Origin of the sequence: Defluviitoga sp. (genome assembly GCF_035349255.1) — a bacterium.
Taxonomy (GTDB): domain Bacteria; phylum Thermotogota; class Thermotogae; order Petrotogales; family Petrotogaceae; genus Defluviitoga.
Genome location: NZ_DAOPSE010000040.1, coordinates 1 through 8,800, shown reverse-complemented (window position 1 = coordinate 8,800; position 8,800 = coordinate 1). Strand labels below are relative to the sequence as shown.

Here is an 8,800-nt window from a genome sequence, read left to right as displayed (position 1 = left end):
TTTTACCACCTTTCAAGATATTCGCTTTGTGTATCTGCCTATTGTGTTTCCTCACCTGTTTAATGAAATACCAACAATCTAATTTTTTAACGTGTGGTGGGTAGTTGACATCTTACGAAAGATGAAAATTAATCAAATATATACAATTTTGCATCATTACTATGCAATAATTATTACCGTTTCAATATTTTTAAGATCACATTTTTATTCATATCGTGTGTACAGCAAATTTCATTCTTAAATACTATGATTGAACCCCCACTTTTCAGTTGGTTAATCTCTGCCATTATTTTTAATAGCAAATGAGGCTAATTTAATTGTTATCCCCATTCGCACATAGCCAAGGAAATTTTTTATCCCAACATGGGTTGTTACACTGTGGGTTGTGGCAACTATCACAATTTTTAACTGTTTCGCATCCTTCCTTTTCGCCATTTCCTCCACAAGCAGCTAAATATCTGTCTTTATCAAATACAGGTTCATTTATGAATTCCATAATATCACCCCTTTTAAATTTTTACTCCTAATTTTTTATCAGATAATAAAGAAATCATACCTTTTAGATTGTATTTCAAAGGAATGCATGTGTATGGCTTTTTCCATGGAGAGCCTTTTAATCTCTCAACAACAACTGCATTAAAAACACATCCTCCCATACACATTGGAAGTACAGAACATTCCATACATTTTTGATCTTCGAATGGTTCGTAAGTTATCCATTTTTCAAATTTATGGTTTAATTCAATATCTTCGTTTGTTAATTTACCTATCGCAGAGAATTTATTTCCTATCTCTCCCCAACATTTGTAAATACTCCCATCGACATCTATTACACAACTATTTTTACATAAGGCATCACATCTGGCCATTCTTAATCTTCTAAATGGATTGAATGGATAATCAGGAATAGCTCTAAGCACTTCTCGATAAAGTTCAACCTCTACTTCAGCAAATTCTTTCAATGTAAGCATCTCATCATTAAATCCTGTGGATAGTTCTTCCACTACCTCAACTGGTTGAAAATCAAAATCAACTCTCCATCTCTTTTCCGCAAGTATCTTTATCATTTTTTTCACATTTTCTATACTATTTTTAGAGATATTTGTTCTAATGGTTACGTACATCTTATCTTGTGCATAGTTTATATTTTCCATAATTTTATCGAAAGTAGGATTGCCACTTTTAGTCTTTCTATAATTGTCATGAAGAGTCTTATCTCCATCAACTGTTATTATTACAGAGTTTACTCCACAGTTCAGTAGTCTATTGACAATGTCATGAGTTAACAAATAACCGTTCGTTACGACATTCGCTTCATACTTTACTTCGAACTTCTTACATATTTCTTCAAAACCTTTACTTAACGTTTCTAATTCATCAAGTGCAAGAAGCGGTTCTCCTCCATAAAAAGTTATGCTCAATACTTTAGGGTGTTCTTCCTCAAATCTTTTTTCCGTCATATTTAGAATTGTGTTTACAAGATTTTTTGCTATTTTTGCGGGTTTCTTATCCATTAAAGTTATCAACATTTGTTGATAGCAATAAACACAAGAAAAATTACATTCTTCGGTTAGACTTATCGTGTATCTTAAAAATCTATCACTGTATTTGTAATTGTTTAACCTCATTTTCAAATATGTTATTTCGTCAAATTCATCAGGGATAATGTATAATCCTTTTTTCAACTTTTCTATATCTTCATCAGATAGCTTTATTTCTTCTATATTTCCACTTTCAAGAACTTCTTTAACTTGTTTTACTTTGTTTGGTTCAACATATAGAATGGCATTTGAAATGCTATTAAATAAAATGAGATAGTTATCTTTTTCTATAAGCTTATTATACCTTGATATTTTCATCTTTTTTCACCGCTTTCATCTTTCTTTCCATGTCTTTTGTGAAATACCACAATCTTGCGAAAGATTCTAAAGCAGTTTTTTCTTCTGGACATCCTCTGAATCCTGAATTCACTATAGCCTTTCTACATCCTCCAAAACATTGGGGGAGTAATTTGCACTTTTTACATTCTTCATCTTGAAAAGCATCATGTTTATACCATAAAAGATACTTCGTTTTATCATATTCGATACCATTGTCTGTTACTTTTCCAAAGTTGTCCCCCTCATTTACTGCAACTGTGCAAGGGAAAACTTCACCTTTAGGCCCAATTAAAATAGAAGATTCACAGTCATATTCACAATAAATTGGATTAGAAAGAATAGGAAGAAAAGTTTCAAATCCTTTTTGAGATGCATAGTAATAGAATTTAGCCAACTTTTCGTAAGAATTTTCTCCTCTAAAATTCATAACTTCACGGTGAATTTCTTTTTCTGTTTCCCCACCTTGAAATATCCATCTAAAATAAATTCTTAGTCGGTCTTTGGGAAGAATTTTAAGCGCATCCACCAACTTATATATTGCGTCATAATTATCTGGGCCAACGTTAACTCGTAAAGTAATTCTTGCTTCTTTTGTCAATTTGAAGAAATTTTTTATATTTTCAAACAAGGTATCAAACGTTGGTCCTCCACCCTTTAAGGGCCTATACTTGTCATGGTATTCTTTTGGGCCATCAAGAGTTATTTGTACGTTGCGTATCATTAATTCGTCAAATAGCTTGGCTTTTTCAGCTGAAAGTAAGTATCCATTTGTTGAAATGGAAGAAGAAAAATTAGTTTTATATTCTTCACAGGTTTTTATCACTTTCTCATTGATATATTTTATAGTATCAAATTTTAAAAGAGGTTCTCCACCAAACCAGCCAATATGTATTCTTCGTTTGCTTTTTGCTACAGTTGAAATATAATTTGCAACTGTTTCAGTTGTTTGATCATCCATAGTTGGCCCTTCATGTGTTTCATAACAATAAATACAATCCAAATTGCATCTCATTGTAGGCATTATTGTGAAACTTATAAAACTAGCTCCATATCTGCTTCTATGGTTCATTGTCTTTAGATGTTGTATTTCATCAAAATTCTCTTCTATTAAATAACCACCATATATAAGGTCATTTTTTAAATCTGCATATCCTCTTGACCATTCTTTATTTGGCGATTCCATTATTTCTTTTATTTTATTATATTTTTCTTTATTTACAGTCGCAATAGCTTCTGTTAGAAGATTAACAAAAACAACTTTGTCTCCATCCTCAAAAATAACATTATAATTCGAGTTTTTATATCTTAGCATTCAAATAACCTCCTTCTTTTACAATGTTACCACTTTAGAAATTCTAAAATCCTTATTTTATGTATGTTTCAAATTTAAATTTATTCAAAAATACCTCCCCTCTTCTAATCCTCACTAATTATCCATTTCTTCAACATATTCGGTACTTTTACCAAGGTCTGTACAGCATAGTGGTGAGATTTCCTTCTTTTGAGGTAATGATATAAAATCCAATGCTTTCACCTCCACAAATCAATAATAGATTTTTATTTTTTATTATTTTTCGAATATAATTATCCTAATGCTACACTTAAGATGCGACTTATCTAATAAAGAAAGATTCCACTCCTTCTTCAAAAGACCTTTGATTGTTGCCTAAAAAAAGCGAGTTCCCTGACTTGGATGTCAAAAGCTGACTATTTCAATTACTGCTTCTCTATCTATCTTTAATAATATATTCCCAACTTACCAAACATTTTTCATCTTTTTAACTCTTTTTCCAATCTTTTTTAAAACTTTAAAATACACACTTACCAACTTCCTTCAATGTAACTTACAATTTCTTCTGGATTTACTGATTTTATACATGAGATTATTTCAGCATCTCCACCAAAAACAAAAACTCCCTTGATAGCAATACTACTGCCAATAAAATAAAAACGAACTTTTTCATTTTTTATCCCTTGACTTATTACCAATTAGCTTTTTTGATTTTGTAATTAACCTTTTTCTCTTACAAACTCAAAAGACCATTCACTATTTTTATCATACCCTTTTCTATATGATAAACAAGTGATTTTTTTATCGGCCTCAAATATAGATTGGAATATATTTTCAGAGATTACCTCAAAAAAGCTTATGTAAACTTTAATTAAGACATTTTTTATCATGTTTTATGCACCATTTTCGATTTCTCTTTTTTGATGATAGTTATGTTATAATTAATTTTGAGTTACAAACTTCTTTTTTGAGAAATTATCTAAGTTGAATTTAGGTAAATAATAAATGATGAATGTATCAAAATAGTAAATATTAGATGACTAAGGTGGGTTAGTAAAATGACTCTTCAATCTTTAGTGAAGATAATTACCTATGGACAGTTTTCAAGGCCATTTTTGAATTATATTGTTGATTATCTAAAGAATGAATCAACAAAACAACATGAAGAATTTATTGATTACATTGATGTATTGAAATTAAAATGGGATGCAAAATATGAAGAAGCACTTGAAAAAATTGAAGAAGGAATAAAAGGATTATCAAAAGGTGGTTTGTATTATCTTTTTTTAGAACAAAAAATGATTATTTTAAAAAGGTTAAATGATGTCAAAGAAGTTGAAGTAATATACAAAGAATTAAGAGACCACTTCGGTGAGATTCCTCAATATGTTAGAGGACTCATTGTACAATCTTTAAGAAACATACGAGAATTGTACTATGAATCCAATGAAAGTATGGAAAAGATTAGACATTGGAGTGAAGCATACGAAAACAATCCTGTTGATAAGGGATTTATCCTTATGGCTGATGCAAGAGAGAAAAAGAATGAAGAAAAATATGAAGAAGCGACTTGTTTAAATATTAAAGCATTTAAGATGTTGAAAGATGTTCCTCATCCATCTGGAATAGTAGGATCATTAAACAATATAAGTTGGTGGTTAAAAGATGTAGATAAAAGTATCGCTTTAAACTTTAGCTTTCCATTAGGATTTTACCTTGGTTATTATTTTGACGATGATAATTACAATGTTTTCAATTCACTTGATACTATCTTTCAAGTGCAAAAAGAAAACAACGATCCAATGATGTATGAAACAGCTTTTATTTTCTCCAAAGTGTTTTCAAAATTGGATTATGAAAATAGACAAATAATATGGAAAGATTATACAAACACAATTTATGAAGTTAGACGCTTTGTAGTTAATATTAAAAAAGGTAATCACAAAAACACAAAGACTTTAAGAAATTTTATAAAACAAGAAGTAGAAAAAGAACAAGTTTCTATTAAAGAACTAAATATCTCAAAAAGAACGCTGAATGATTTCTTATCTGGAATAACAAAGCAAATAAAGCCAAATACATTGAGAAACATAATAGACAATCTTGAATTTGAAATAAACAGTTCTCTTGCTATTCCAATAATAAAAGAACTAAAAAAGAAAGATATAGACAAAAAGTTTGAAGAAAACTTTTACAAATTTATAAGCTTAAGGGTAGAAAAGCAACTTTCTGAATTTTTTACTTCGTATCTTGTTCATTATTACAGGCAAGAGGTTAAATTAGAAAAAGTGATTAAAGATATAAAAAGTGGAAGTTTAACCAAAGAAAGATGTGATTACTACACAAGAGAGTTAATAAACTCAATATTTGAAAAAACTCCAAATATAGATGTTGATTCATTACTTACAAACAACCAAGAACTAAAAACATACACAAACAAAGATATAACTTTTAAAGAGCATCCTTACTATTCAGCAAGGAAAATCCTTGTAAAAAAGTTCATGAATGACTTAAATAAGATATACTTACAAGAGTTCATTGAAAACTATATAAATCTTGATTCAAATCAAAAAGATATAATAGAAAAGTACATAATGAACTATGGAAGGTATTATGAAATAAAAAACATACCAAAAGAATTAAGACCAAAAGTACCTAAAGATATTAATGTATTTGTGAAGAAATACACTTTAAAAAGAAGGTTATCTGCAACTTCTTTCTATGTTTTTGAAAGGCAAGAAAGAGAGAAGTTTGTTGAGGCGTTAAAGATGTTTAGTTGAAGATGTTTGATTTCGTAGACAAAAACTCCTTCACGCCTGCTAAGATTGAGAAAAGAGTTTCAATAATCAGTAACAAGTCCTTTGGACTTTGTTTTGTTGTATATGATTTTAAAGATTATAACACCAAGAAAAAGATAAAATAGGCTATTTAAGCAAAGCATAATGATCTGATTTGAAGATACTGGTTCGTTTTCAAGAATCCTTGTTGAAATCATTATTCCTTGAGTTAACGGAAGACTTTTACTGATGATTTGAAAAGCAATCGGCATAGAGTTTATATCTATTATAGTACCTGTAAAAAATAAGAGAAAATAAGATAAAATGCTTTCAAAAGAGGCGGTTTTTGTGAATCTTACAGTTAAAGCTGCTAACAATAAACCTAATCCTGATAAACCCAACAATGTAATTAATAAAATAGGTATTATTTTTACATCAAATTTAAATTGTATTGGTATCGTAAATTTTACTAATATCAAAAGCAATACAACTTGAATAGAAGAGAATACCAACCATACAAATGTTTTTATTAGACATAGTAGCTCTATATTTACCGGCTTTAAAAGGAGTTGCTCAAAAGTGCCAGCTTGTTTTTCAAAGGATATGGAAACAGATGATTCACTGATTATGTTAGAAGCAAAGTACCAACATAAGAAACCAATATAGAATCCCTCACTTAAATTACCTGAATTTCTGAATCCAAGGAAGAAACCTGCAAAAAGTATGTAAGTTACGATCAAGCTTACTATATGGTCGGGATAATACGTCTTAAATTCAACAAAGTATTTTCCAAACTCTGCTTTTAGTGTTTTAAACATTACCTTCATTCCTTTCACGATTTTTCAAGAACATGTACATAATCTCTTCTAAATCACTTTCAACTTTTTTGAATTCTGTTATTATTATTCCATCGTTTAACATAGATTTTAAAAAGTTTTGCTGTAATGAGTAATTATCATTATAAAATTCTACTTCAGTAAATCCGTTATTTTTAGTATGATTTACTATACTTACATTAATGAGATACTTGTAAAGGTCCTTTTCATCAAAATCTCCTTCTATTTTTATAAGATATTTACTTTTTGAATACATATCTTTTAGCTTATCAATGGTATCAAGAAAATGAATTCTAGAATCCTTAAGAAGCATTACCCTATCAGCAATTTTTTCTATTACATCCATTTGGTGTGAAGTTAATATTATAGTTACTCCTTCTATTTTTGTGAGGTATTTAAGCTTTTCAATTATATCTATCTTTGACACAACATCAAGCCCAAGAGTTGGTTCATCAAGAAAGAGTATTCTAGGTTTATGAATTAAGGAGATTATTATTGAAAGCTTTTGCTGCATTCCTAATGAAAACTGACCCACTTTTTTGTCTTTGTCATTAATAAGGTCAAAAAATTCAAGTAATTCGGTACCCTTCTCAACTATATAATCGTCTTTCAAGCCATATAATCTTCCAAAATAAAGAATGTTTTCCATAGCAGATAGAAACCAATATGTATTTCTATTTCCTTCTAAAACACACCCTATCTCTTTATAATATTTTTCACCTATTTTTGCGATATTTTTTCCTTGATAATATATATTTCCTTTGCTAGGGTTTAAGAGTTTGGTCATTAATTTTATCAAGGTAGTTTTTCCCACACCATTAGGTCCCAGAATGGTGAAGATTTCACCTTCATTAACTTCAAAATTAATTGAATTCAAAACAAGGTTTTCTTTCTTTCCGTTTTTAAAGCTTTTTGTCAAGTTTTCTACCTTTAATATCTTCATCTTCCTCCCTTTTAAAACATTCTGCAATTAGTTGAATCTATATTTTCTAAGAAAAAAAGGTTATCTGCAGCTTCTTCCTATGTTTTTGAAAGGCAAGAAAGAGAGAAGATTGTTGAGTTGTTAAAGGTGTTTAGTTGAGCGCAAAATAGTATCTCTTTCGTACCTTGTACCGAGGAAGAAGGAGGGCTCCACCTTGAACCTACTTTAAATATAAAATTTCATTTTTAAAAAATCTTCTTTTCACACCACCAACTGACTTTCAATAATCTCTTTGTAAACAGGAGAACTTTCTATTAATTCGTTGTGTGTGCCTTCTCCTATTATTTCTCCATCTTTTAATACTACTACCTTATCTGCTTTTCTTATCGTCGATAACCTGTGAGATATTATTATCAACGTCATATCGTATTCTTTTAATTCTTCAAATATCTCTTCTTCTGTTTGTGAGTCTACTCCTGATGTCGCTTCATCTAATATCAATACCTTAGGATTTCTTATCAATGCTCTTGCTATGGCTACCCTTTGTCTTTGTCCATCTGATAACTTACTTCCTCTTTCTCCTACTATCGTATCGTATCCTTCATCTAATAGGTTTATGAATTTATCTACCTTTGCTTTTTTGACAGCTTTGTTGAACTCTTGGTCACTGAATTCATCACCTAGCATTATGTTTTCTTTCACACTCATGTTGAATAATGGATCGTTACCTCTTACCAGTTTTATATGTTCTCTTATCTCTTGCAGGTTATATTCTTTTAGGTTTTTATCTTCTAACAATATTTCTCCACTTGTTGGATCGTACAATCTAACAAGTAGATTCATCATGGTACTTTTACCTGAACCACTTGTTCCAACTATGGCTATCTTTTCATTTTTGTCTATGTATAGGTTTATATCTTTTAAAACTAACTCATCTTTGTATGTGAATGAAACTTTGTTGTATTTAATGTCATAATTTTTAGGAAAAGAATAAATTCCATCACTTTCTTCTTCAGGAAGATCAAGTATTTCAAAGAACCTTTGTGAAAGAGGTTCAGCCCTATGTATTTGAACAAAATTCTCATTTATTATGC

Annotated in this window: 8 protein-coding genes; 1 reads left to right on the top strand and 7 read right to left on the bottom strand. The window is 29.7% G+C overall.

The genetic code is table 11. From position 1 onward, the window contains the following. Positions 1–313 precede the first annotated feature (313 nt). The 4 genes from PKN74_RS07300 to PKN74_RS07285 form a co-directional block, all read right to left on the bottom strand. Complete coding sequence (locus tag PKN74_RS07300; RefSeq protein ID WP_472310071.1) at positions 314–496, bottom strand: hypothetical protein; 183 nt, start codon at positions 494–496, stop codon at positions 314–316. 13 nt (positions 497–509) lie between these two features. Continuing rightward, entirely contained in the window at positions 510–1,859 is a 1,350-nt protein-coding gene (locus tag PKN74_RS07295; protein ID WP_472310069.1) for a radical SAM protein, read from the bottom strand. Further along, complete coding sequence (locus tag PKN74_RS07290) at positions 1,840–3,192, bottom strand: radical SAM protein (protein WP_472310067.1); 1,353 nt, start codon at positions 3,190–3,192, stop codon at positions 1,840–1,842. The genes PKN74_RS07295 and PKN74_RS07290 overlap by 20 nt, the downstream gene beginning before the upstream one ends. A 698-nt stretch (positions 3,193–3,890) precedes the next feature. Continuing rightward, entirely contained in the window at positions 3,891–4,061 is a 171-nt protein-coding gene (locus tag PKN74_RS07285; RefSeq protein WP_472310065.1) for a hypothetical protein, read from the bottom strand. Between the two features lie 168 nt (positions 4,062–4,229). Here PKN74_RS07285 and PKN74_RS07280 point away from each other — a divergent pair, with 168 nt between their 5' ends. Beyond that, entirely contained in the window at positions 4,230–5,951 is a 1,722-nt protein-coding gene (locus PKN74_RS07280) for a hypothetical protein (protein ID WP_472310063.1), read from the top strand. 59 nt (positions 5,952–6,010) lie between these two features. Here the strand turns inward: PKN74_RS07280 and PKN74_RS07275 are convergent, their stop codons facing one another. The 3 genes from PKN74_RS07275 to PKN74_RS07265 all read right to left on the bottom strand — a co-directional run. Next, entirely contained in the window at positions 6,011–6,766 is a 756-nt protein-coding gene (locus PKN74_RS07275) for an ABC transporter permease (protein WP_472310061.1), read from the bottom strand. Then, positions 6,759–7,727 carry an ABC transporter ATP-binding protein gene (locus PKN74_RS07270; RefSeq protein ID WP_472310059.1) on the bottom strand — a complete coding sequence of 323 codons (969 nt, stop codon included), beginning with the start codon at positions 7,725–7,727 and terminating at the stop codon, positions 6,759–6,761. Before PKN74_RS07270 ends, PKN74_RS07275 begins: the two co-directional genes overlap by 8 nt. Before the next feature lie 240 nt (positions 7,728–7,967). After that, the coding region (locus PKN74_RS07265) for an ABC transporter ATP-binding protein (protein ID WP_472310057.1) at positions 7,968–8,800 on the bottom strand (833 nt) is incomplete at its 5' end.